We start from the raw sequence: 23,841 nt of genomic DNA on the forward strand, positions 1-23,841 counted from the left end.
CCCAGGATAGAAAGGGGATCAGGTATAGGTGAATTATGTTGTACTATCTTTTTGAATATTTAGAGAAACACTATCAACTGCCAGGAGCAGGACTGTTTCAGTTCTTATCCTTTAGGGCGGCAGCGGCAATCATTCTCTCTTTGCTCATTTCTACTATATATGGAAAGCGGATCATCAATTTTCTTCGGAAGCAACAAGTTGGAGAAACAGTACGAGAGCTAGGACTGGAAGGGCAGATGCAAAAAGCGGGAACGCCGACCATGGGCGGTATCATTATCATCTTGGCGACGTTGATTCCGGTGCTATTATTAGCGAAACTCGATAATATCTACATCATCTTGCTGTTGATCACCACAGTTTGGATGGGACTCATCGGTTTTGTAGATGACTATATCAAAGTATTTAAAAAAGATAAAGAAGGGTTGAGCGGACGTTTTAAGGTGATGGGGCAAATAGGACTGGGCATCATCGTTGGGGCTACGTTATTCTTCCATCCAGAGGTGACCATCAAGGAAGAAGTGAGAGATGGAGATGAAGTGGAAATTGTGGAGAATGTACCCATTCAGAAACGATTTGGAGAGGAGAAGAAGTCAACAAAGACGACGATACCTTTTGTTAAAAATAACGAGCTGGATTATTCTAGTTTGGTAAGCTGGGCAGGTGAAGGAGCAGAAAAGTATGCTTGGCTCATATTTATTCCATTGGTGATCATCGTGGTCACGGCTGTTTCCAATGGTGCCAATCTTACGGATGGTATCGACGGCCTGGCAGCAGGGTCTTCGGCGATCATTGTGCTTACACTGGGCATTTTCGCATGGGTATCTGGTAACCTTATTTTTTCAGACTATCTAAATATCATGTATATCCCTCGTGTAGGGGAGATCACCATCTATATCGCTGCTTTTGTTGGTGGACTTGTCGGGTTCCTTTGGTACAATACCTATCCCGCTCAGGTTTTCATGGGTGATACGGGGAGCCTAACCATTGGAGGTATTATTGCGGTGATCGCCATCGCCGTTAGAAAAGAATGGTTGATCCCTATACTCTGTGGGATTTTCTTGGCAGAGAATCTCTCCGTGATGTTGCAGGTAAGCTATTTCAAATATACGAAGAGGAAATATGGTCAGGGAAAGCGGATCTTCAAGATGTCGCCACTGCACCACCACTATCAGAAACTGGGCTATCACGAAAGTAAGATAGTCGCTCGTTTTTGGATCGTTGGAATCATTTTGGCGGTATTGACAATAGTAACGCTGAAAATTAGATAGGCCCATCCCCAACCCATCCCCAAGGAAGGGCGTTGAATATGAATGAGAAGAAAAAAATAATAAAGAAACAAAATGTCCCACCAATGGAGGGAGTGAAGGGAGCTTTGGTGGTCTTAGGTGGAGGAGAAAGTGGCGTGGGTACCGCCATTTTAGGAAAAAAACAAGGCTTTGAGGTCTTTGTCTCAGACAAAGGGACGATCAAAGAATCTTATAGAGACGTTCTTATTGATCTTGAAATTGAATGGGAGGATGGACAGCATTCCGAGGAGAAGATATTAAATGCGGATCTGGTGATGAAGAGCCCTGGCATTCCAGATAAAGTACCAATGGTAAGACAATTGGTCGAAAAAGGGATTCCTGTGATCTCTGAGATCGAGTTTGCCTCAAAGTATACCAATGCTACTATTGTTGGCATTACAGGAAGTAACGGAAAGACCACCACCACCATGCTAGCACATCATCTCTTGCAAAAAGGAGGATTACATGTGGGTATGGCTGGAAATATCGGGGATAGCTATGCTAAAATGGTGGCTGAAAATGATTTTGACACCTATGTTCTGGAGATCAGCAGTTTTCAGTTGGATGGAATCGTGAGTTTTAAACCACATATCGCGGTCATCACCAACATTACACCCGATCATTTGGACAGGTATGATCATAAGTTTGAAAACTATGTCGCTTCAAAGTTTAGAATAGCGATGAACCAAACAGAAAGTGATTACCTCATCTATGATGCAGATGATCAAGTGATCACCGATTGGTTAAAGGCACATCCAGTGAGGTCGCGGCTCATCCCATTTTCAATAAAGAAAAAGATAACGCCAGGGGCGTTTTTAGAAGATAAAAATATTACCATAACGATAGATAACGACCAAACAACTATGTCAACAGAAACATTAGCATTAGAGGGAAAACACAACGTAAAGAATGCTATGGCAGCATCGATGGCGGCTACCCTTTTAAAAGTAAGGAAAGAGACCATCAGGGAGAGCCTTCAGGATTTTCAAGGCGCGCCTCACCGATTAGAGAAAGTTTTGAAGATCAATAATGTCCAATACATCAATGACTCCAAAGCCACAAACGTCAATGCTACATACTATGCGCTAGAAAGTATGAATGTTCAAACGGTCTGGATCGTTGGTGGAGAGGATAAAGGGAATGATTATGCGGACCTTATGCCATTGGTCAGAGAAAAGGTAAAGGCCATTATTTGTTTGGGACTGGACAACTCAAAGATCATCGACACTTTTGGTCGTGTGGTAGATCTAATGGTGGAAACCTATTCTATGGAAGAAGCTGTAAAGGTCGCCTATAAGATCGCAGAACGTGGAGAGACAGTTCTGTTATCTCCTGCCTGTGCAAGTTTTGATCTTTTTGATAATTATGAAGATCGAGGAAATCAATTTAAAGCAGCAGTAAGAAAACTATAGAAAGAACTACGCTAACATTTATGAGATCATAGCAGTGAACACGGTATTTAGGAACATACGAGGAGATAGGACCATCTGGGCCATTACGGCACTGCTGGCGCTGCTATCATTTCTTCCAGTGTATAGTGCAAGTTCTAATTTGGTATATGTGGTTGGCAACGGAACTACCATCGGACATTTGTTAAAGCATGGTGTTATTCTGGCATTAGGTTTTGCAATTATATATACCATTCACAAGATTCCCTATCATTATTTCAGGGCATTGTCGATGATCATGCTGCCTATCACAGTAATATTGTTGTTATACACCTTGGCTCAAGGAAATACGATTGGTGGGGCCAATGCGAGCCGCTGGATCCGTGTGCCCATCGTAGGGGTGACATTTCAAACATCGACCTTCGCCTCGGTGGTATTGATGGCCTATGTAGCTAGATATCTATCAAAAATAAAGGATGAAAAGGTGAGATTTGCCGAGACCCTGATACCGCTTTGGTTGCCCGTCTTTTTAATATTGGCATTGATCCTACCAGCCAATTTCTCAACGGCAGCCATACTCTTTTCAATGGTAGTGGTCCTTACATTTTTAGGAGGCTATCCCTTAAAATATTTGATGGCGATCATCTTTACCGGTGCTGTTGGGCTGACCATGTTCGTATTGACCGCAAAGGCGTTTCCAGAAGCATTTCCCAATAGGGTGGATACTTGGATAAGCAGATTTGAAAGTTTTATGGATGATGTGCCTACGGAAGAGGATTATCAGATAGAACGCGCCAAAACGGCGATCGCAACTGGTAGTATTGTTGGTAAGGGCGCGGGAAAAAGTGTCATGAAGAATTTGCTTCCGCAAAGTTCTTCAGATTTCATCTTTGCAATTGTAGTAGAAGAATATGGTCTAGCCGGTGGGCTGTTGATCATGTTTCTATATCTATTGCTTTTGTTCAGAATAGTGATCGTCGCACATAAGAGTGCGACCATATTTGGAAAATTACTGGTTATTGGAGTGGGGCTACCCATTATTTTTCAAGCATTGATAAATATGGCTGTAGCCGTGGAGTTATTCCCCGTTACTGGGCAGACATTGCCACTTATCAGTAGCGGGGGAACTTCCGTTTGGATGACCTGCTTAGCTATCGGAATCATTCTAAGCGTTAGCAAGAAACGTGAAGAGACCGAAGAGCAAATAAATAACGATAACAATCCGCTGGCAGTATTGAGCGAAGCGTTGTAATGAATAAAAGGTAGCATTTGGAGAGACTAAAGATCATAGTATCGGGAGGAGGAACAGGAGGACACATCTATCCTGCGATCGCTATTGCAAATGAAATTAAGGAGCGCTATCCAGAGTCTGAGTTCCTCTTTGTTGGAGCAAAAGACCGAATGGAGATGGAGAAAGTGCCAAAGGCTGGCTATGCCATCAAAGGCCTATGGATCTCTGGTTTGCAAAGGAAGCTTTCCCTGAAGAATCTAATGTTTCCTATAAAGCTTATCAGTAGTCTTATGGAGGCTAAACGTCTGATCAATGAATTTAGGCCTACGATAGCAATAGGAACGGGAGGATTTGCAAGTGGCCCGCTTCTAGAAGTTGCCGCAAACCATCATATTCCAACATTGATTCAAGAGCAGAATTCCTATGCTGGGATCACCAATAAGCTACTTGGAAAAAAAGTAGATAGAATATGTGTGGCCTATGATAATATGGAGCGGTTTTTTCCAGAGAACAAGATCATTAAGACCGGGAATCCAGTGAGACAGGACCTACTTCAAATAGCAGACAAAAGGGATGGTGCGAAGCGGTTTTTCAATCTAAAGGCAGAAAAAAAGACCATTTTGGTCCTAGGAGGAAGCCTAGGCGCTAGACGAATCAATCAGCTGATAGAAAAAGAACTTTCGTTTTTTCAAGAAGCTGATGTGCAATTGTTATGGCAATGTGGGAAACTCTATTACGACGATTATAAGGCCTATGACGATAAGAACCAAGTAAATGTATATGAGTTCCTGGATAAAATGGACCTGGCCTATGCCGCTGCCGATATTATTATTTCGAGAGCAGGAGCCGGCACCATATCAGAGTTGAGTATCGTAGGAAAGCCGGTGATCTTTATACCATCTCCCTTGGTAGCAGAGGATCATCAGACAAAGAATGCCATGGCAGTTACCGAGAAGGATGCAGCCCTGTTGATCAAGGAACGAGATCTGGATGAAGATTTTGAGTCAACATTTTTGTCATTGCTCAACTCTGAAGAGCGACAGCAACAGCTGGGAGAAAATATAAAGAAATTGGCATTGCCAAATGCGACAAGTGATATTGTGGACGAAGTAGAGCAATTGCTTCTTAGAAATTGATCGAACATAGCATGTTTAAATGAATTTGAATTTAATACATAACATCTATTTTATAGGGATCGGCGGCATAGGAATGTCAGCCTTGGCACGCTATTTCAAGACGATTGGAAAGGAGGTTGCAGGCTATGATAGAACTCCTAGCGAAATAACGGATAACCTGTGCGACCTAGGGATCTCGATTCACTTTGAAGATGTAGTTTCGAAAATTCCTGAGAACTTCTTAAATAAAGAGCAGACCTTGGTCGTATACACACCAGCTGTTCCAAAAGCGCACTCGGAATTGCAGTATTTCAATAATAACCGATTTGAGGTTTGTAAACGTTCTGAAGTTTTGGGGATGATCACCGAGAATACCTTTTGCCTGGCCGTTGCCGGAACGCATGGCAAGACGACCACTTCTTCTATATTAACACATCTATTGAATGAAAGCGGGCAGCAGGTGACCGGTTTTCTGGGTGGGATAGCCGAAAACTACGATTCTAACCTCGTTATGTCTGGAAATGAATATACAGTAGTAGAGGCAGATGAGTTTGATCGTTCCTTTTTGCAATTATCGCCGGATGTTGCTTGTATCACCTCGATGGACGCTGACCATCTGGATATTTATGGAGAGGCAGCATCCTTGCATGACTCGTTTATAGAATTCACCCAAAGGATAAAGCCGGGTGGGACACTTTTTGTCCGTAGCGGTTTGCCTTTGGAAGGGATTACCTATGGAATTGAAGATGATTCAGACTATTGTATAAAAAATATTAAGGTCAAGAACGGAACCTACGTTTTTGATGTAGAGACGCCAAATGATGGGGTGGTTTGTGGCGTACAATTCAACCAACCGGGGCAACACAACTTGTTGAACGGATTAGTAGCTTTTGCGATGGCGGTAAAAATAGGTTCCCCAACCGACCGCCTCGTAAAAGCATTGTCGACTTTCAAAGGGGTTAAAAGACGATTTTCCTATCAGATCAAACGCGACGATCTGGTATTTATCGATGACTATGCGCATCATCCCACAGAGATAGATGCCGTGCATCAGGCGGTGAGAGAAATGTACCCTGAGAAAAAGGTGTTGGCCATTTTTCAACCGCATCTTTTTAGTCGTACCCGAGATTTTATAGATGATTTTGCCAGTAGCCTTTCGCAATTTGATGAGATCATGCTATTGGACATCTATCCTGCGAGAGAAGAACCGATAACAGGGGTTACCTCTTCTTGGTTGTTGGAAAGAATAAAAAATGATGAAAAAAGTCTCGTCAGCAAGGACGAACTCATTGCCAAAGTTCTTGCGAGCAATGCCCATGTAATATTAACACTTGGCGCAGGAGATATTGGCGTAGAAGTAGAAAGTATCAAAAAAGCATTATTGAATTGAAGGTGAACTGGAATTACATAAAATTGATCGGTATCTTTCTATTGTTAAGTGGATTATTTGCATTTACCAATGCACGAAGTGATGCCAGGGAGATCTCTGAAGTGACTGTGATTTTTCAAGGAGAGAACAATCTCTATATCACAAGAGAGGCAGTTAATAAATTGTTAATACAAAAAAGAGATTCCATTGCGAGCATAACCAAAGATGCGTTAGTTTTGAATCAGTTGGAAACAGCCCTGAAAGCGAACGAACTCATTCGTGATGCTCAAGTGTATCTCACTGTAAATGGGCAACTTGGCGCTAAGGTAAGGCAGCGCACACCAATAGCCCGCGTAAGTGGTGACCATCAATTTTATGTAGATTCAGAAGGGACTCCTATGCCGCTATCACCATATTATTCGGCACGAGTTCCTATAGTCACAGGTGATATCGATAAGAACCATTTGCAGGATATATATGCGCTTACCAAGTTCATCAATGATGATGCTTTTTTACGAAAAAATGTAGTTGCATTACATAAGACCAAGGGTGAGGTGGTCATCAGTTTACGGGAATTGGATTTTGAGGTGATCTTTGGGAAGATCGTCTCTATCGAGAAGAAATTCAACAATCTGAAGGCCTTTTATAAGAAGGGGATGAAAGATCGGTCATTAGACACATTCAAAACGGTAAGCCTTGAGTTCGAAAGTCAGGTGGTTTGCACCAAAAAGTAAGTTATGGAAGAAAATAAGATTGCTGTAGGCTTAGATATCGGAACCACGAAGATCGTGGCGATGATCGGTCGTGCCAATGAATATGGCAAGCTAGAGATTCTTGGCATAGGAAAATCGAAGAGTCTAGGGGTACATCGTGGCGTGGTCAATAATATTACTCAGACCATCCAATCCATACAGCAGGCGGTACAAGAAGCAGAGGCTGTTTCAGGAATGAAGATAGAGAATGTGGTCGTGGGGATCGCAGGGCAACATATTCGCAGTTTGCATCATAGCGATTATATCACCCGTCCCAATTCGGATCAGGTGATCGATGAGGACGACATAGATACCTTGATCAACCAAGTGTATAAGTTAGTGATGTTGCCTGGAGAAGAGATCATTCATGTGTTACCACAAGATTACAAAGTGGACGGGCAGGCTGAGATCAAAGAACCGATAGGAATGTATGGTGGACGTCTGGAGGCCAATTTTCACGTGGTTGTCGGACAAGTCTCGTCGATACGTAATATCGGAAGGTGTGTGAAAAGCTCTGGATTGGACCTTGCTGGGATCACCTTGGAACCATTGGCGTCGGCAGATGCCGTGCTCAGCCAAGAAGAGAAGGAGGCTGGAGTGGCCTTGATCGACATAGGAGGTGGGACCACCGACCTCGCGATCTTTAAGGATGGTATCATAAGACATACGGCTGTCATTCCATTTGGAGGGAATGTCATTACCGAGGATATCAAAGAAGGTTGCTCTATCATAGAAAAGCAGGCCGAATTATTGAAAATAAAGTTTGGTTCTGCTTGGCCAGGTGAGAACAAAGACAACGAGATCGTATCGATTCCTGGACTGAGAGGAAGGGAGCCAAAGGAGATAACACTCAAAAACTTGTCGAAGATCATCCATGCGCGAGTCGTAGAGATCATCGAACAGGTGTATTTGGAGATCAAGAACTATGGTCATGAGGAGCAAAAGAAAAAGCTGATCGCCGGAATAGTACTTACCGGTGGTGGAAGTCAATTGAAGCACTTAAAACAGCTCGTAGAGTACATCACAGGCATGGATACGCGTATTGGATATCCAAATGAGTATTTGGCTGGCGATAGCGACAAAGAGACCACCAGTCCCTTATACGCCACGGCAGTAGGTTTGGTGATGAATGCATTGGAAAAACAACGGAGAGAGATCGTGGTCCAAGAAGCCAGTCAGTTGCAAGCAAAAGAGCAAGAGGCAGAGAGCGACGAAGATGTGGTGACAGAAACACCGGCCAGACCTGAGATAAATAAAGAACGAAAGTCCATTTTTGAAAAATGGGCCGACAAGTTGAAAGACTTTTTAGATAATGCCGAATAACAAAACGTGTAGGGTGTTTTGTAAATCGGGCAATGGAAACTGACAATAAATACAAACCAGTAAAAAACCGTTATGAGTAGCGCAGACAGTTTTGAAAATATCGCTTTTGATCTGCCAAAGAACAAAAGCAACGTCATCAAAGTGATTGGTGTAGGTGGTGGAGGCAGCAATGCTATCAACCACATGTTCCAGCAGGGTATAAAAGGGGTAGACTTTGTGATTTGCAATACCGATGCCCAGGCATTGGAGAGTAGTGCCATTCCCAATAAGATCCAGTTAGGCGTTAGCCTTACCGAAGGATTAGGGGCAGGTGCCAATCCACAAGTTGGCGAGCAGGCCGCCCTTGAGAGTTATGAAGAATTAAAGGCGATGCTGGACACCAATACCAAGATGGTATTTGTCACTGCCGGAATGGGTGGAGGTACAGGTACAGGTGCTGCGCCTATCATCGCCAAATTGGCCAAGGAAATGGACATCCTTACCGTTGGAATCGTTACCAGCCCCTTTCAGTTTGAAGGAAAGGCTCGTAACGAGCAGGCCCAAAAAGGAATCGAGAAGCTACGTTCTCATGTGGATTCTTTGGTGGTCATCAATAACAACAAATTACGCGAAGTGTATGGTAACCTTGGATTTAAAGCTGGTTTTTCCAAGGCAGACGAAGTACTATCAACTGCTGCGCGCGGTATAGCCGAAGTAATTACCCATCATTATACCCAAAACATCGACTTGCGAGATGCTAAGACGGTACTTTCCAACAGTGGGACATCGATCATGGGTTCGGCTACGGCCACTGGAACGAACAGAGCGCAGGAGGCGATTATGAAAGCGTTGGATTCTCCTTTGCTTAATGACAACAAGATCACAGGTGCAAAGAATGTTTTGCTGCTCATTGTCTCTGGCAGTGATGAGATCACGCTAGATGAGATCGGAGAGATCAATGACCATATTCAAACCGAAGCGGGCTTTGGAGCCAATATCATTATGGGCGTTGGAGAGGATGAAGCGCTGGAAGATGCGATTTCGGTGACGATCATCGCCACGGGTTTCGATGCCGATCAACAGCACGAGATCATCAATACCGAAGCTAAGAAGATCATCCATACTTTAGAGGATGAACAGAAGGCAACACACGATCTCACCCCCAAATCCAACAAAGTAAAGACCAATTCAATTTTTGATATTGAGGTAAATCAGCCCGAAGAGATTCTTCCTGAGACCAAACAAGTGCGTCATGTGCTGGAGGAAGAGAAATTTGTGAGCGAAATGGAGCTGGTACCTACAACCGAACTGCTTAGAAATATCCAAGTCACCTACGAAGAGGTGAAAGCTGATATAGAAAATGAGGATTTTATCATTAAGCCGGTGAAGTCGATTTTTGACATCGAGGTGGTGGATCCAGAAACCGTGGTGGCTGAGACCGAAGATGAGCAGCAATTCACATTGACATTCGATCTGCCCATCAATCAATCCAAAACTAAGGAGCCGGAGTCCGAAATCGTTTCTAAATCTGTAGATGCTATAAGAGATATTAAGGTGAATGACCCACAAGAGATCATTCCTGAGGAGTCAGAGAAGCTTGCTGCCGTAAAACGCTATAGTTTGGAGGATTATATGGAAATGGAAGATCAACTTACCAAGGCGAAGGCCAAGAAAGTGGTATCGAAGGTTGCCGAGGAAGAAGAAGTGGTGTTCGAAAAGAAAACGATAGCGCCAGAGCAAAAAGAAACAAAAGAGGTGGAGATCGATCCATTCAATCATTCGATCGAGGAAAGTTTGAGGCTGAGAGCAGATGAGCGACGAAAAAAATTAAAAGATTTTAATTATAAATTCAATAATAATATCTCCAAGATCGATGAGATAGAGAAGCAACCGGCCTATAAAAGGGCGGGTATCGACCTCAACGAGAGTAATACCGATGAGGGAGATGTTTCACGCATGTCGGTAAGTACCGATAGCAATGATGAAGTACAATTAAGAAGTAATAATTCGTTCTTACACGATAATGTCGACTAATTAATTTGAATCTTAGTTCGAAGAAAAGCGCTCAATGGTCATCATTGGGCGTTTTTTGTCATATAGAAGAAGTAATCCTCGTGGTCATCCCCAAAATCTATAATACTATCAAAAAGTACGGTATTCTGTAGTTTATTGTTTTTTGTTTTAAATATGAATATGGCATTGGAAGAATCGATCGATTCTTCCGGAAGGGTAAAGTCGTCCATGGAAATGACCTCGCGATGCGGTCTTATGAAGTATACTCCTCCTGCCGAGGTTACATCAGGCAACACCCATTGCTTTGCCTTTGGTTTGGTTTCAAGCACATTGACGATCGGATCAAAAGAATAGTGAACGGCAGAGGAGATGCTCAGCATTTTTTCGATAGGCGTTCTTATGGTCTGAATACCGATGGCGGTTAAGAAAACAATGAACCCTATGCGGGAGAGCGTTTCGATAGAAGCTATATCGATATAACGAATGATGAAGACGACAAACGGCAACATCAAAGGCAATAACCAACGTTCCTCGATATTTTCAACCTTCAAAGCAGCAAATAGGATGGTCAGAAAAATGACCTGTACCCAAAGAAGATAGAAGAACCAATCCTTTTTAGCAACATTCTTGAAGGTGATGTGTTTCGATAGATACCCTAAAAACAACACTGTCAAGAGTGGTGCCCAGAAGATCAATAGTCTTTTTGTCATTTCCCATAGCTGAGGGACGATCAACATGCTATCCTTTTCTGTAATATTCGCCTTATCGTTGACCTGATTTTGTATCTCAATGATGTACGCTTGTTCGGACAACAGCCAATAGCCGTGAGGCGCAAATAGTATCATACATAAAACAAGAGAGATAATGATCTTCGGGTTGAATACGATCAGTCTGGTTTTTCTTGTGAGCAAGGCGGCGACCAAAAGCGAAGTAATGAAGATGGCAAAATTGTATTTTGTTAGCATTCCCAATCCGAGGGTAATGCCCAGGAGTATGTAGTTCTTCAGGTTTTCAGAATGTAGCAGGCGATCAGTAATGACCAAGGTGGCCAAAACTAGGGCGCACATCATCGACGTATGTGAAAGTCTTCTGAAATTAAAGTCGATAAAAACGATGATCAATGCCATTGACCAAACGCTTATTTCCGCCAGTTTTTTATCATTAAGCATTTGATGAGCAAATCGGTACATGAGCAAAAGGGTCGATGCGAAGAAGATGGCTCGTTGTCCGGCAAGCGCAAAGCGGCTAACCCCAAAGACCTTTGTCATGATTATTTGTAGCCACGTGTATAGCGGTGGTTGGTCGTCATAGCCCAATCGCCACCATTGCGAATAATAAGCCTGTTCTGCATCTTCTAGCTCAAGTGCCGCTTTGAAAAAGCTTATAAGAATAATTGCGATGAATGCGAGGGCGGCCAACCACAACACTCGTTTTGGGTATGCTTTGAACATTTTGATATTTTACTGGATGTAAAGCTAAAGATTTGATCTATACGCGAAAAGAATGGGTGAAAATAAAATATAAATACCGATTAAAAATCATCGTAAAGATGCTTGTGGCAAGACAACTTATTTTTTTATCTTCGCAATCCATCTTAATAGTGAAGGCAATGAGTTTACAACAAGAGGTGATGGCTGCCATGAAAGAAGCCATGAAGGCAAAGGACCAAGTGGCATTAACGGCTTTAAGGGCGGTGAAGTCGGCGATCTTATTGGCCCAGACCGAGAGTGGTGCTAAAGATGAGTTGACAGAAGAGGAAGAGATAAAGCTCTTGCAAAAATTGGTGAAGCAACGCAAGGATAGTGCTGCCATCTATTTAGAGCAAGATCGAAAGGACTTGGCATTGCCAGAGATTGATGAGGCAGAAGTGATCAGTCAGTTCTTGCCAGAGGCTTTGAGCGAAGCGGAAATTGAAAAGGTGGTTGTCGCGGTGATAGATGATGTCGGAGCGCAAGGCATGAAGGATATGGGCAAGGTGATGGGTATTGTCTCGAAAGAATTGGCAGGCCAAGCCGATGGAAAGACCATATCGACTATTGTGAAGGCTAAATTGACATAGTACTATTGTTATTCCTGCGCCGGCCTGCAGATGGCAGGTACGTAGGGATTTTATAGGCCCCGTAGTTCAACTGGATAGAATATCAGATTTCGGCTCTGAGGGTTGGGGGTTCGAATCCTCCCGGGGTCACGAATAAGCCGAAAAAAAGCGAGTGCGAGCGAGTTTCAAAAATGAAGCTCGCTTCTTTTTTTGAATGAGCGGCGTGCTCTTTTTCGGCTTTCAGCGCGGAGCGCTGTGAGGAAGGCCGAAGGCGATCACCTGGGTCGTAATCTCGGGGCGTGCTTTTTTTTGAATGAGCGGCGTGCTCTTTTTTGGCTTTCAGCGCGTGGCGCTGTGAGGAAGGCTGCAGGTCATTGTCTTTGATCCTTTAAGCAAAGGCATAAAAGGTTGGCCTTAAATCTAAAATATAAGAAACGATCATCCCGCATCCATGTAAACGTAAAAGCCCCCTGAAAAACTTTCAGAGGGCTTCCAGTTCATGAGCAATTTTTATAAGCTATTAGAACAACACATCATGTTTTAATAGACCGCATTGATGATTTGAATATCCTTCGAAGTCATATAGCTGCGATTGGGAACAATTGTGCTGCCATCAACTCTTCTCATGGATCGCCAGCCGTTGCTTATCGCTTGGGGCGTTCTAAAGAAATAAGATCCGTACATCATTATAGAATTGGTGTCGAGGACATCTGAAATCTCCCAACCATTAGCATCCGATACCTTGAAATAGTTAAATTCTTTGTCGTCAAGAATATTACTCCATAGGACTTCAACATAAGCATCTCGATTCCAGTGGTTCTGCTCGTGGATGATACCAGCCACATGCAAAAATTCGTGAATGGCCGAACCTTGAGAACATCCAGAGGCCAAGTTCATTCGCTGTCCTGGAAACTTCTGGTTCTTGTAGCCCAATTGTGCGGAACATCCACTGGATTCGCTATATCCTACCCACACATAACCGGCATTGTCGCTACTTTTCCATTTGCGCACCGTTAGATCGGTGTTGTCGGTGATGTAATTGGCAGCATAGATAACTTTATCTTTCGTTGCCTGCGGCATATTGCTAGAATATCTATATAAGATGGTTTTGTTGGGCCATTTAGTTACGCGTCGGTCCCAAACGCCGCGATTCTGTTCGCTCTCATCCTCCGAGTCGAAATTTTCCTCTGACAGGATAATATCGGCTAGGGCATATTCTCCATTCCCTAAAGAGACCACTTGAACCTCGGTGCCAAATAGTACTTTGGTAACCTTTGGACCTTGAAATTCAACTTGCTCTGCTTCTAAGGTCTGCCTCAGCTCTTCGCTTATTTCGGCTTCTTCTCCTATGTTTTGTTCTGCGACTTGCTCCTCGATATCCGACTCGCAAGAAACCAATACCAAAAAGGACAAGGCTAAAATTCTCGATAGCATATTCATGCCATTGATAACATTTAAAGTTTTCATAATGAGTTATTTGGTTAGTGTTAAAATGTTAGTTAATCATCTTAAATTTATAAAAACAAACCATCAAAAATGTTAAAAAATTAACATTATTTTAATATTGGGTAATAATTCATAAGTACTGGGTAATTATGTATTATTCAGCTGATTAGGTGTCGTTGGGGACAATTGCTCTGATGAAAAAAGTGCTTTTTTTGAAGACTTATTAGGGAAATATACTGGCTATTCTTAAAGGAAGAGTTGAGCGGAACCAACGTTGTAATGAACCGGTTTTAGTGATTTTCTTATGAAGTTTGAGTTTGAACACCGCCCAAGCCTAAATGATTCTTGCATACTTTTTATTCGACCCTGATTGAAAAATTATCGACGTACAACTCAATATTACCTGCGGTCGGATTCGCTGTTGCTCCAATTTGAACACGTTCGTACATCAATGGTTCTTGTAAGGTAAAGTCGATTCCCTGATTGGCAAAAACAGCTGCAAAAATTTGGGCATTTGGCATGTTCATACCATTCTCGTCAATCACCACGTTACCATCGATGGCCAATTTGTTACTTCCATTGTCGTCATCAGACATGGTCATTTCCCATTTCACAGAAACCCATTGATCACGCGGAAATCGAAAACTTGTTTGATGAAGGGTTGTTCCTGATATTTTTCCTCGTTCTATGGAAAGATAGTCATTACCGCCAGACATCATGAGTCTTACTCCTGGGCATTGGTTTTCTGCGCCATAGTTGTCACCAACGGTGGGATCCCAACAAGAACAGCATTCGAGATCGATAAGCAAGAGATTTTCAAGGGATGCGGTGTCATTTATATAGAAATCCGCAGTGATCGTAACCAGATTCCCTGGCTCAATAGTTAAGCCATTCTTCTCAATATCGATCTTCGATAATTGTGCATCTGACTGATAAGCTAGAAAGCGGATCGCATTTCTACCTTCAGTAAATTCGTTACTGATTATGGAAATCTCGTTTACAGCGCTCGATGGATTGGTCTGTTGTATGGTGGACCACCTCTGACCATTTGATGGAAATAGCTCGTCCAAGGCATCATTCTGGGTTTCAAAACCATCAACAAAAGAATAATTATCTCCTACAGGTTCTTTTCCATTATACGTTTCTTGACTGCAAGAAATAGGGATCAAACAGAGGAGTGCAATTAAAAGGGGCTTCATTCTTTTCATAAAGATTGAACGTTCTAAAAATCATCTTGTTGTAAGTTTTTTTAAGATTTTATGACATTTTCAGATGCGATGGTCTTTCAACATCGATAAATGAGAGATGATGCAATTATAATTTCTTGGTCGGTGCGTTGTAAATTATAATTGACCTTTGCAGAGGTATTTGAAGACTGCCGAGTACGATCATCATTCATTGTTTCTGGTCTGCACCACCAAGCATTTAAGGTTTCGGCAGTCTTTTTAGACCGAATCTATAGAAGTAGAAGATAAATCCAAGGATGATCAATATTCCTAAGGCCGATGGGATATATTGGCTATGCGGTTGATACTGTTCCAAGACTGTTCCACTGAAGGCCGAAAGCAACGCTGCAAAGGCACTGGTCATTTTATAAATATGCTCGTAGACCCATATTTTCTTCTTCTTGTAGTGCTCTTTCGGGATCAGATATCTTAGAACATCGTAGATCACCACTAAAAGTAATGCACCAGCGGTGCTATAGATAATGATAGGTTCCCATATCATACCGATGGACTTAAAATAATATAAAAAGTACAGTAGCACCACGAGACTGATGATCGCCGCAAGAATGTCGATCACCTTTGGGACATTCGCTTTGTTCACCAATACTCTGAAGCCCGAAAACGAAACATATCCGCTAAGAACGGTAATGACAAGCAGAAAGGTATTTCTTCCAAAGATAAAGACCCCGACCAATCCGGTGAATATCACAATGGAAATGAATCTCAAAAAGTATTTACCACTGTTATTATGTAATTTATCTCCTTTGATACTTAACAGCGCGACAAGGCCCAAGAGCAATGCAATAGAACCCGCTACGATATGTAATATAATGTTGAATTTATGCAATATTTCCATAGATGACATTGTATTTAAATGATGAAGCGTGGTGATATGGACGCTCAATTTTGACTGCAAGCAATGGAAAACCAATTGATTATAAAAGGGAAATAGTGCGAACGGTCAAAATATACAGTGAATGACATCGCATAAACGGTGAATGGATCGGTCACAAGATAAAAAGTGGAATGCCCAGCTGTCTTTATCGCTTCTCGTCAGTTGATCTTGATCAGATTTCGAATCGTTGTTGAGTAGCTCTTGCTGGAGGTGATGGAAGCTATGTTGCTTTTGTCAAATTGAATGATGTATCGTCCGTTTAAGTGCGGTTTGATCAGTTTGATATGTTCCTTGTTTACAATATACTTTCGATGTACCCTAGAGAATTTATCGTTCAAACGTTTTGCAAGAAATAGAAGCGAGTAGTCACAGAGCTTTTTCTCACCCATCACGGTATAGGCGAAAGAATAGTTGTCGAAAGCTTCAAAATAGACGATATCTTGAAGGGGGATCAACAAAATGTTATCACCTTGTTTTACTGGAACGCTGGTAATGATCTCGGTAGGGTCGCTAGGTTGAAGCGTGTTTTTTTTTAAAGGAACAGGTTCCTTCTGTTGCTCACCAGATTTGACATTGTCACTTCTGTTAAAGTTATATTGATAAAAACTAATGCCTAGCACCAACGAAATGATCCCATTGAAGAGATACATTTTACGCGCTGATAACGGTTTGAATTGCCGGTTTTCAAATACCAATGATCGTAACATTTGGTCCACTTCTGTAGCAATCCCCGCCATCAAAAAACATAAAATCGCAATAGTGCCATACCGCAACCATCTCGATTTTAGATGCAGCTCCAACCAAGATCTGTTAAGCCCAATGGTAACCAGCGAATACCCGATGATCAAACTTGTTGATATCGATAGCATGGTCCATTGAATCCAATTAAGATCGCTATGTATGCTATAGTTTGCGGTCCCTATCCCAACGCCCACAAGCAGCATTTGAGGTAAAAATCTAAATGCTCTTTTAAAATTGATTTTTTCGATGCCCATTCTGTTCAAATATAGCTTCTTTGGTAGAGGCGATATTCATTTTATGATCTTCGTTATAAATTTAAAGTTACTAATTTTCGATGGTCTACATTTTTGAGTATTTGTGTGGGTCATAGGACATCACTTCTAAAAGTTTGTCGTATAGTGACCATATTTTTGCAATTTGAACTTTTTTGAAGGTCCACCTACTCTTGCTGCCATCCGTCCTCCGCCCCTTTGAGGTCTTTTATGGCAAGCCATGAAGCTTGAGCAATGGTGAGAGGCGCCTCGTTGAGGAAGAATTAAATACTAATTGGCCATTACTTAATTTGGACTTGCTAGGAACATATTAAAATTGGTAGAATTGATCCCGATTTAATATTGAGTTCGTCTATCGGGTTTTTTTAACATTCCATAGCGCAATGGTTGATGCGGTGAAAAATACGATAAGAATTAAATTAAGGTAGCCTCCCATGATGATCGTCCACCACTTTCCACTAAGCAATTCCCCTAATACGTCTTTTATTAAGAAAGGGATCAATGGAAAAAACAATATCATCCAACGAGGATAGAACGTTTTCTTTTTCCATACTTGAAAGATGAAGATGAGAGAGCATATTGCAAAAAGAGGATATACGAATAGTCGTAAAATATCATTAATGTCACTTGCCAATCGTACGCTTTCTTTTAGGTCGAGACCATTTTCAATAGCCAACTTTGCGCTAGTAGCAATTGCAACAAAGGCACCGTGTATAACGCCATAGGCGATAAGGATGCCACCAAGACTTACCAACATCATATTTCTTAATAATGGCTTTGAAGGTTTAAAGGCGTAGTATACCTGTCCTAGCCCAAGAATGTAGAACCATGCGGCGATCAGGGCAGATACACCGCTCAGCGCTATTCGGTTGTCGGCGGCGTATGCCATATTTTTTAGAAAATTTGTGCTTTCGGCATCGTAATAGAACAACATGTCTCCCGCGAATAATATTATTCCTCCTAAGACCCCAAAGATCCCCGATGATCTTATCCAATGTTTAGTCATAGTGCTTATTGTTGGTTTGGTTTTTAGCTGATTTTTTGTTTAAGGTCCATTTTTTCTTTTAGAATCATTCGTATCATGATTTGCCCGACCTTGGTCATGGGATCGATCAACACGCGCTATATCTACTAATGTCTAGATGGCTGAAGACCAAATTTTACTTAGATTAAAGATAGCCATTTATAGTAAATTCATCATTTGTAAGGTGAGGTGCTAAATTTTAATTTGGTTCCTTAGTAGATGTTAGGGTCTAGAGATGCTCAAGTAATATATAGATTTCCTATTCTGGGACAGTTAATTTTCTTTTGAACCATAAAGATATTCACTCGCCATTTTACTCATTTCTTTATAATCGTGTCCTATGTTAGGTACTATCTCTAGTTTCCAATTGAATTCCAAATCTGATTCGTGGGCTATTTTTTTCGATTCATTATAGAAATAGATCCCTCTTTCCAATCGATGTATTCCTTGACGGTCTACTTCTGGCGAGCGCCTTAGGTCTCCCCTTGTTTCATTCGCATCATCCTTTTCGCCTAGAAACAGCACAAGCTCTTTGCTAAAGTCGAGTCTGTTGGCCGATTCTCTAATGTTACGAAGCCCATATGGAAATATATCCTTAGTTGTTGGAATAGTATACCAACCAGCGTTTGAAGCCAGAATTCTATCAGCTTTATTTTCTGGTTTAAAAATAGCAAGCCTATGTAAGATCTGTCCACCAGCCGAATGTCCGAACATGTCGTAATGTTCGCAGGTCAAATTCAGTTTTGTCTTGACCAGCTCGAACGTTCGATCAAAATCCTCAAATATCCATTTTTCAGGATCTTGGTTTATCTTGAATGTTTCGTTGCTCACATCCACATCGTAGATCATCTGTGCTAGATTGTAGCTCCAAAATTCTGGATAATATCTTTCTTGATATTCAGGAGAGAGGACCAACAAGCCGTATTTTTCTGAAGCTTCCTTCCAGGCATCGCGATAATCTTTTCCATTTCTTCCAGCTCCGGGGATAACAAAAATCACCTTCGAATCCTTCCTGAAGTTTTTTGGTCTGTGGTAGTGGATCAAAATGGTTTTGCCTTTGTAATCACCACCCTCAATCAAAAACGCACCCGAACCTTCTTTGATGTCGATATCATTCACCACCAAACTCAGACGGGCTTCCAATTCGGTTTTCAGTACGAGTTCCATGTTGCAATTTGAGCAGTTTCCCGCTTTTGAAAAGGTCAAACTGTCACAATTCAGACCACAAGGTGGACAAACATAGTCTCCTTCTGTATCTTGGCACGACCCTATTAAAACGGTAAAAAGCAGCAACAATATTCTTAATTTCATATTGGATGTACGTCTTGAAGGCCTGTAGTGATCTCTACTATCATTTTGGCCCATTTTTATGTATCAGACAATTTAATAAATATAAACGAGCCACACCTAAAGAGTTCGATCTAAGAAGGGAATATAAGCGCTACCTGTCAACTCAAAACTAAGGATTTGTATGAGTCCAATCTAAACACTACCAACGTGAAAATATCCTTTGCCCGAAGGTGGCGCCGAAGCCAAGTGAAGGGAGATCTCTTGGATTCTCTAGGCCAAAAATAGCCTAAGGTAAGCTTGGTCATTACGAAGCTGGTACTTCTGTATCATTGAATTGTTTGACCAGTTTAATGATCGGTTGAATACTATTCTTATCGACATGATCAAATCCATGGCGCTCATCTTTGCTAGCTTGGGGATCGGGATTCATCAACGAGCCCATCCACAATATCTGTCGAACCCACCAACTCACTTTTGAATGGTCTAGCTTGCCGCGCAGGGCTACATGCTCAATTTTTGAGGCAAACTCAGAAGGGAGGGAATCAGCGACCCATCTGTTGAGTTTATCGCTTTCTCCCGCACCAGAGACGGAGAACAATATCTTTGTCCTGCCTTGAAGCTTTGACAAATTGGCCCTTATCCACTTTCGGATGGTCAACTTGAAGTAGAGGATGGAACTGCCTAATATCACATATTCATACTTTGAAGGGTCGGCCATGGGGTCTTTGATATCAAATACGGGTAAGCCCGTAGCTTCGCTGATCCATTTGGCATATTGTTCTGTGCTTCCGTACTTGCCAGAGAAAAAAATTGCCCCGTTCATTGCGTATTGCTTTTGTTGTTCGTAGCGAAAATTCAAATTAGCTCATCGGTCCAAATACGATCGCTTTGTCTCCATGATCCAGTAGTTCACAGCTTTTAGAGAAGCTGCTGTTATCCGTTTTTATTTGAAACTTCAAGTTTTTGTCCGCCCCATCGGCATCTACCGGAAGCCAGCGATAAGGTAGATCTAGCGTTGATTCTTTCGGGTTGATGAGTTCAAGGATGGCATACTCACCGCCGAGATCTTCTAGACCGGCTGGTTTCGTAAAGGACAATTCTAGTGTTTTACCATCTATAGCTTTACTTCCTATAAGCTGAACCACCCTATCATCAACATACTTCTTATCATCACATTCTGACCAAATTTTATCCTGATTCATTTGCAATGCAGCCAAGAAACCTCCCTGAATTGAACCTTCGAAACCACCTCCTGGGAAAGCCCAGGCCGATGCAAAGTATAGGTTAGGGATCAAGAAATTGTTTCTAAATCGTTTATTCGCTATTTGATCTTGGGTTTGGGCGTAACCATAAACCGAACCGCTTGGGTTGGAGGTATAGCGTTCAATGGTCTTGGAGGTGGATACCTCGTAGTATTCGATACTTTTTCGAATACCTGGATATTGCTTTTCTAATCGTTGCAGTAACACTTGTGCTACTTCTTCTTTTTTTGCGTCGTAGTCTTCCTTGTTCAAGTGTTCCCAATCTTCAATATAATCCACAGCACAAATTACACCCTCAGATTTGTGTGGCGGCGCCAGTCCGGCATCTACCTTGTTATAGTCTACAAAAATGAATCTGCGTTTAGACCAATCGCCATGATGGTTATTTTTTATATCCCGTAAGGAAGTTACACCCTCTCCTTCAAAAACATTTGAATAGTATTTTACACCAAACTTTTTAACATCTGTATTAAAACCAAGATATACGCATAACAGTGAACATGAATTGGTCTTTGAACTGATCTTTTCTCGTAGCTGGTTCGAATAAGGCTCGTCCAGCAGCGATGGTACTAAAGGAATGGCACAATTGGCTATTACATTATCACATAAAATGGTGGTTGGCTTTGCATTCTCATTAAAACTATCACGGAATGTAACTCCAGTTGCTTTGCCGTTATTGGTAAGGATTTTTTCAGCCTTTTTACCCAACAGAACACTGCCACCATTTTTTTCTATATAGGAAGCAAGATAATTGGAAAGCTGTTGTGATCCGCCTTTTATAAAGTGGCCACCGTTCTCAATAAAGCCTGAAAATGGTATACCAAAGTAAAACATGGATAAGGTATAAGGGTCATCTCCCCAATAAACAAGATGGGCTATGAGATCCAATTTTGCTTTTTCATTGGTAATGTATTGATCTAACCAAGACCCAACCGTATGTTTTGTTGCTGCTACGAGGTTAGGATAAAGTAACGGCATCAATGGATACATCAGTTTTCGTTTTAAAGGCGAGCGTGGCTGGTTGGTTGCTTCGGCTCGTACTCCTGCAATGAGCTTCATAAAACGATTGATCCCTTTTTCGTCTTCGGGATACTTGTCTATCAATGCCTTGGTAGCGGCATCATAGCCATGTGGCAACACAAAATCTTCTTTATCAGAAACCACTCCGTAAAACTCCGGCACTTTTTCGAATTGAACATTTTTGTCCACCTCTAACATTTTGAAAATACGGGTAATTGAGCCATTTTCAGTGAGGCCGCTCATTTCATGTAAGCCGACTTCTACAATGAAATCTCCGCGCTTAAAGGTAGTGGCACAGCCACCTGGTTTATGGTGTTGCTCTAACAGCAGTACTTTTTTTCCGAATTTTGAAAGGGTTGCTCCAGCGGTTAGCCCCGCTAGACCTCCTCCAATGACAATGGTATTGTATTTCATGGTTGAAGGATTTTATATGGTTGATCATAAAGGAAATAGGATGCTAAAAGTATGAATTTGTAGCCTGTTTAATAATGATAATTATCATGATGTAGGCCTTACTAGTGAAGGTTAGAATGCAAGGCGGGGAAAGGGATTTCAGCAAGGCATTGCTAGTCATGAAGGGGAAGCACCAATATGCGGACGTGCACTTTTGAGGATACACATTAATTGGGAGCTTATCGTTATCTACGGTTTTAGCGATGATACTGTTTGGAGAAGTTCTGGAGGGATTGTCCGCCCGCGAGTCGGCCGATCAACTATTACAATTTATGTGCGAGTCGTTTAGCAACAAGGAGCCATCGTTATTTTTGAAGTTTTTCATTCCAAATCTCCATTTTCTTTAAGGAATCTGAATATTTTTTTGTCCACCTCTGATATGATTTCCAAATCACTGTAATTTAGCCACTTAATTTCTTCAATTTCACTGGTCGGTTTCATTGTTCCGTCATATTTGGCTCTATAGCACGTCATTTTAACTATAATTCCCTCTTTAGCTCCGTCCGATTGCGCTTTGAAAGTCCCAACATAGTGAATCGTTTGTTTATCAATTGTAATATTCAATTCCTCTGCAATTTCTCTGATCAAGGTCTGTTCATCTGTTTCTCCGAGTTCTCTCTTTCCTCCTGGAATATAGAATTTCGTTTTCCCCTTGGATTTCGTGCTTAGAATTTGTCCGTTTCTTGTTTCGATAAACGCTATTTTGTCTACTTCGTTCATTTTTGCAGTATTTTGTCTTTGGTCTTGTGCATGGTTTGTTACAGGATGCTGCGATGTCGTGAGATGTTGGGAGACGAGTTGAAGCAATGGTGTAGGAAATTTGTAGGCGAGTCATGAAGATAGCAATTTCCAAGGAGTTCGGGTCAGGAATTCATCGTATGTATGACAGGCACGCAATGAGCTATTTAGGACCTTTATCCAGTTTTTTATATAACGGATTCAATGATTTTTTTACTTTTCCTTTGCTCTCATAAAAGTAGGCTCTTCTGCCTTTAATGATCACTTTTTTGCTTCTCGGCATTCTTTCCCTGTCTAGAGGAACAGTTACTTCAATTTCATAATGATCAGAATTTTTATCCTCAGTTGGTATTTCTATAAAATCAGTGAAACCGTAGGTGTAAACGCCGATGTTCTCGATATCTCTTTTAGCGATCCTAAAAGTATTGGTCGAATCTAAATTTATGCGATTTCTAATTATTGGCGCCCAGGCACAACTTCCGGTGTCATACCATTCTCTTGTGAGATGTTTGTATTTTCTTTTTTTGTTGAAGTACACTGTTAAGATCTCAAATGCTGTCTTCTTTTTCTCAATCAACTTTCCATTTTCATAGTATTCATTGTAATGGTTGACTTTTACTTCAATTGAATCGTTGAGGCCAATCTTTTTCTCGGTTATTTTTACAAGCGGTTTTCGTTTTTTGAGGGTTGGGTTCAATATTACTTCATCATCTTTCGCGATCCAAGTTCCTTTATTCGTAAAGTCTTTGAAGGTTCGTGGATAAATATTGTCAACGCTACGCAGTTCAAAAGTTCCATCCTTCTTTAATTCCAATTCGGTTGTCAATGCTTTTCCATTAAGCATCCAGTCACCGTACGTTCCAATATATTCGGAGCTGTCTGTTTGCGCTTGTAGTTGGATGGCAAATATTGAGATTATTATGTAGAATATCTGTTTCAAATTGTGTAAAAGGGTTTCGGCTATGATTGCTGCCTACTGG

Annotated in this window: 20 protein-coding genes and 1 tRNA gene; 10 read left to right on the top strand and 11 right to left on the bottom strand. The window is 41.6% G+C overall.

Annotated features, from left to right (window positions below; all coding sequences use genetic code 11):
* Positions 1–35 precede the first annotated feature (35 nt).
* The 8 genes from mraY to ftsZ all read left to right on the top strand — a co-directional run bounded on the left by mraY (position 36) and on the right by ftsZ (position 10,477).
* Complete coding sequence (gene mraY, locus ACFQ1M_RS17510; protein ID WP_386410761.1) at positions 36–1,268, top strand: phospho-N-acetylmuramoyl-pentapeptide-transferase; 1,233 nt, start codon at positions 36–38, stop codon at positions 1,266–1,268.
* Positions 1,269–1,351: 83 nt separating this feature from the next.
* On the top strand, positions 1,352–2,698 hold the full coding sequence (murD, locus tag ACFQ1M_RS17515; protein WP_386410764.1) for a UDP-N-acetylmuramoyl-L-alanine--D-glutamate ligase: 1,347 nt from the start codon (positions 1,352–1,354) through the stop codon (positions 2,696–2,698).
* A 34-nt stretch (positions 2,699–2,732) separates the two neighbouring features.
* Entirely contained in the window at positions 2,733–3,926 is a 1,194-nt protein-coding gene (locus ACFQ1M_RS17520; protein ID WP_386410767.1) for an FtsW/RodA/SpoVE family cell cycle protein, read from the top strand.
* Between the two features lie 17 nt (positions 3,927–3,943).
* Positions 3,944–5,041 carry an undecaprenyldiphospho-muramoylpentapeptide beta-N-acetylglucosaminyltransferase gene (gene murG, locus ACFQ1M_RS17525; protein WP_386410770.1) on the top strand — a complete coding sequence of 366 codons (1,098 nt, stop codon included), beginning with the start codon at positions 3,944–3,946 and terminating at the stop codon, positions 5,039–5,041.
* 19 nt (positions 5,042–5,060) lie between these two features.
* Positions 5,061–6,410 (top strand): UDP-N-acetylmuramate--L-alanine ligase, encoded by a 1,350-nt coding sequence (murC, locus tag ACFQ1M_RS17530; RefSeq protein WP_386410773.1) that lies wholly within the window; start codon positions 5,061–5,063, stop codon positions 6,408–6,410.
* Between the two features lie 2 nt (positions 6,411–6,412).
* On the top strand, positions 6,413–7,123 hold the full coding sequence (locus ACFQ1M_RS17535; RefSeq protein ID WP_386410923.1) for a cell division protein FtsQ/DivIB: 711 nt from the start codon (positions 6,413–6,415) through the stop codon (positions 7,121–7,123).
* 3 nt (positions 7,124–7,126) lie between these two features.
* Complete coding sequence (gene ftsA, locus ACFQ1M_RS17540) at positions 7,127–8,464, top strand: cell division protein FtsA (protein ID WP_386410776.1); 1,338 nt, start codon at positions 7,127–7,129, stop codon at positions 8,462–8,464.
* 72 nt (positions 8,465–8,536) lie between these two features.
* Positions 8,537–10,477, top strand: coding sequence for a cell division protein FtsZ (gene ftsZ, locus ACFQ1M_RS17545; RefSeq protein ID WP_386410779.1), 1,941 nt, complete (start codon positions 8,537–8,539; stop codon positions 10,475–10,477).
* Between the two features lie 41 nt (positions 10,478–10,518).
* Here ftsZ and ACFQ1M_RS17550 read toward each other — a convergent pair whose 3' ends face one another.
* Complete coding sequence (locus ACFQ1M_RS17550) at positions 10,519–11,907, bottom strand: ArnT family glycosyltransferase (protein WP_386410782.1); 1,389 nt, start codon at positions 11,905–11,907, stop codon at positions 10,519–10,521.
* A 158-nt stretch (positions 11,908–12,065) separates the two neighbouring features.
* On the opposite strand from ACFQ1M_RS17550, the gene ACFQ1M_RS17555 reads away from it, so the two are divergent.
* Together ACFQ1M_RS17555 and ACFQ1M_RS17560 are read left to right on the top strand one after the other, a co-directional pair.
* Positions 12,066–12,515: a GatB/YqeY domain-containing protein gene (locus tag ACFQ1M_RS17555; protein WP_386410785.1), complete on the top strand. Its 450-nt coding sequence runs from the start codon at positions 12,066–12,068 to the stop codon at positions 12,513–12,515.
* Between the two features lie 55 nt (positions 12,516–12,570).
* Positions 12,571–12,644 (top strand) — tRNA-Arg (locus tag ACFQ1M_RS17560).
* Between the two features lie 390 nt (positions 12,645–13,034).
* Here ACFQ1M_RS17560 and ACFQ1M_RS17565 read toward each other — a convergent pair.
* The 10 genes from ACFQ1M_RS17565 to ACFQ1M_RS17610 form a co-directional block, all read right to left on the bottom strand.
* On the bottom strand, positions 13,035–13,961 hold the full coding sequence (locus tag ACFQ1M_RS17565; protein WP_386410788.1) for a M12 family metallopeptidase: 927 nt from the start codon (positions 13,959–13,961) through the stop codon (positions 13,035–13,037).
* A gap of 335 nt (positions 13,962–14,296) precedes the next feature.
* Positions 14,297–15,139, bottom strand: a complete 843-nt coding sequence (locus tag ACFQ1M_RS17570; protein WP_386410791.1) for a heparin lyase I family protein — start codon at positions 15,137–15,139, stop codon at positions 14,297–14,299.
* A 226-nt stretch (positions 15,140–15,365) separates the two neighbouring features.
* Complete coding sequence (locus ACFQ1M_RS17575) at positions 15,366–16,022, bottom strand: hypothetical protein (protein WP_386410793.1); 657 nt, start codon at positions 16,020–16,022, stop codon at positions 15,366–15,368.
* A gap of 197 nt (positions 16,023–16,219) precedes the next feature.
* A complete protein-coding gene (locus ACFQ1M_RS17580) occupies positions 16,220–17,056 on the bottom strand; it encodes a LytR/AlgR family response regulator transcription factor (protein ID WP_386410796.1) in 837 nt (278 codons plus the stop codon).
* A 370-nt stretch (positions 17,057–17,426) separates the two neighbouring features.
* Positions 17,427–18,080: a DUF6796 family protein gene (locus tag ACFQ1M_RS17585; RefSeq protein WP_386410798.1), complete on the bottom strand. Its 654-nt coding sequence runs from the start codon at positions 18,078–18,080 to the stop codon at positions 17,427–17,429.
* Between the two features lie 291 nt (positions 18,081–18,371).
* A complete protein-coding gene (locus tag ACFQ1M_RS17590) occupies positions 18,372–19,265 on the bottom strand; it encodes a hypothetical protein (protein ID WP_386410801.1) in 894 nt (297 codons plus the stop codon).
* A gap of 427 nt (positions 19,266–19,692) precedes the next feature.
* The gene (locus ACFQ1M_RS17595; RefSeq protein WP_386410804.1) at positions 19,693–20,211 is read right to left on the bottom strand and encodes a flavodoxin domain-containing protein; all 519 of its coding nucleotides are present in this window, start codon (positions 20,209–20,211) and stop codon (positions 19,693–19,695) included.
* 37 nt (positions 20,212–20,248) lie between these two features.
* Positions 20,249–22,084, bottom strand: a complete 1,836-nt coding sequence (locus tag ACFQ1M_RS17600; RefSeq protein ID WP_386410806.1) for a phytoene desaturase family protein — start codon at positions 22,082–22,084, stop codon at positions 20,249–20,251.
* A 360-nt stretch (positions 22,085–22,444) separates the two neighbouring features.
* Positions 22,445–22,843: an NUDIX hydrolase gene (locus ACFQ1M_RS17605; RefSeq protein WP_386410809.1), complete on the bottom strand. Its 399-nt coding sequence runs from the start codon at positions 22,841–22,843 to the stop codon at positions 22,445–22,447.
* A gap of 181 nt (positions 22,844–23,024) precedes the next feature.
* On the bottom strand, positions 23,025–23,801 hold the full coding sequence (locus ACFQ1M_RS17610; RefSeq protein ID WP_386410812.1) for a hypothetical protein: 777 nt from the start codon (positions 23,799–23,801) through the stop codon (positions 23,025–23,027).
* Positions 23,802–23,841 lie beyond the last annotated feature (40 nt).

Source organism: Sungkyunkwania multivorans (assembly GCF_042675645.1).
GTDB lineage: Bacteria > Bacteroidota > Bacteroidia > Flavobacteriales > Flavobacteriaceae > Sungkyunkwania > Sungkyunkwania multivorans.

Excerpts from the sequence above, each read along its gene's own strand:
- murC (WP_386410773.1), top strand. The coding sequence starts at position 5,061 with ATGAATTTGAATTTAATACATAACATCTATTTTATAGGGATCGGCGGC.
- ftsA (WP_386410776.1), top strand. The coding sequence starts at position 7,127 with ATGGAAGAAAATAAGATTGCTGTAGGCTTAGATATCGGAACCACGAAG.
- ACFQ1M_RS17580 (WP_386410796.1), bottom strand. The coding sequence starts at position 17,056 with ATGGGCATCGAAAAAATCAATTTTAAAAGAGCATTTAGATTTTTACCT.
- ACFQ1M_RS17595 (WP_386410804.1), bottom strand. The coding sequence starts at position 20,211 with ATGAACGGGGCAATTTTTTTCTCTGGCAAGTACGGAAGCACAGAACAA.
- ACFQ1M_RS17555 (WP_386410785.1), top strand. The coding sequence starts at position 12,066 with ATGAGTTTACAACAAGAGGTGATGGCTGCCATGAAAGAAGCCATGAAG.
- ACFQ1M_RS17575 (WP_386410793.1), bottom strand. The coding sequence starts at position 16,022 with ATGGAAATATTGCATAAATTCAACATTATATTACATATCGTAGCGGGT.
- ACFQ1M_RS17590 (WP_386410801.1), bottom strand. The coding sequence starts at position 19,265 with ATGGAACTCGTACTGAAAACCGAATTGGAAGCCCGTCTGAGTTTGGTG.
- ACFQ1M_RS17600 (WP_386410806.1), bottom strand. The coding sequence starts at position 22,084 with ATGAAATACAATACCATTGTCATTGGAGGAGGTCTAGCGGGGCTAACC.
- ftsZ (WP_386410779.1), top strand. The coding sequence starts at position 8,537 with ATGAGTAGCGCAGACAGTTTTGAAAATATCGCTTTTGATCTGCCAAAG.
- ACFQ1M_RS17605 (WP_386410809.1), bottom strand. The coding sequence starts at position 22,843 with ATGAACGAAGTAGACAAAATAGCGTTTATCGAAACAAGAAACGGACAA.
- ACFQ1M_RS17585 (WP_386410798.1), bottom strand. The coding sequence starts at position 18,080 with ATGACTAAACATTGGATAAGATCATCGGGGATCTTTGGGGTCTTAGGA.
- mraY (WP_386410761.1), top strand. The coding sequence starts at position 36 with ATGTTGTACTATCTTTTTGAATATTTAGAGAAACACTATCAACTGCCA.
- ACFQ1M_RS17550 (WP_386410782.1), bottom strand. The coding sequence starts at position 11,907 with ATGTTCAAAGCATACCCAAAACGAGTGTTGTGGTTGGCCGCCCTCGCA.
- ACFQ1M_RS17570 (WP_386410791.1), bottom strand. The coding sequence starts at position 15,139 with ATGAAGCCCCTTTTAATTGCACTCCTCTGTTTGATCCCTATTTCTTGC.
- murD (WP_386410764.1), top strand. The coding sequence starts at position 1,352 with ATGGAGGGAGTGAAGGGAGCTTTGGTGGTCTTAGGTGGAGGAGAAAGT.
- ACFQ1M_RS17565 (WP_386410788.1), bottom strand. The coding sequence starts at position 13,961 with ATGAAAACTTTAAATGTTATCAATGGCATGAATATGCTATCGAGAATT.